The sequence below is a fragment of the Candidatus Methanoperedens sp. genome (assembly GCA_012026795.1).
Classification (GTDB): domain Archaea; phylum Halobacteriota; class Methanosarcinia; order Methanosarcinales; family Methanoperedenaceae; genus Methanoperedens.
The window spans coordinates 881-1,533 of the sequence record VEPM01000003.1 but is presented as its reverse complement, the minus strand read 5'-3'; the positions used below and the strand labels follow the sequence as shown (position 1 = coordinate 1,533).

Annotated in this window: 1 protein-coding gene; it reads right to left on the bottom strand. The window is 44.1% G+C overall.

Going from position 1 to position 653, the window contains the following annotated elements; translation table 11 throughout:
- On the bottom strand, positions 1 to 520 hold a 520-nt coding region (locus FIB07_01805), incomplete at its 3' end, for a molybdopterin biosynthesis protein (protein ID NJD51581.1).
- Positions 521 to 653: the final 133 nt, after the last annotated feature.

Below are 653 nucleotides of genomic sequence, written 5' to 3'. Positions count from 1 at the left end.
CACAATGCACACCTATTTCCCGTGCACCAAGGCAGGTCCCCGTTCTTAAAACCCGCTCCCCGGCCATTATATCCGAGCCTGCCTGCATAACATTTTCATTAATCGAGACAGGGCGGTGGATAAAAATATCTTTATCAAAATGCGTATATTCAACCATAACTACCGAATCCGCTCCTTCCGGCATTACCGCACCAGTTGCGATCTCAGCAGCCTCTCCCTTTTGAAGAAAAACACCGGGGTCGGTTCCTGCAGGGATATATCCAACAATTTTAAGCCGGACCGGCCTGTCCTCACGTGCAGTGTAAGTATCAGATGCATACACGGCATAACCATCCATCGATGCCCTGGTAAAAGGAGGGACATCCACCTGCGAAACAACATCCATTGCAAGGATATGTCCTGAAGCGTCTTCTACATCCACTTCGAATATATGAGGTTTAATATCAAGGCCGTTGATGATCTGCCTTGCTTCATCACGGGTTACAAGTTTCCTGAATTCTTTTCTCACAGGCATTATCATGAATCCTGTGGTTAAATCATTTTCCGGAATTTTTAGAAAAACATTCAGATATTTTTTTGTACAACTTATACATTTATAATAATATATGTCAAGTGTAACCTTTCTTGGCACTGGTGGCGGAAGGATGGTCGTT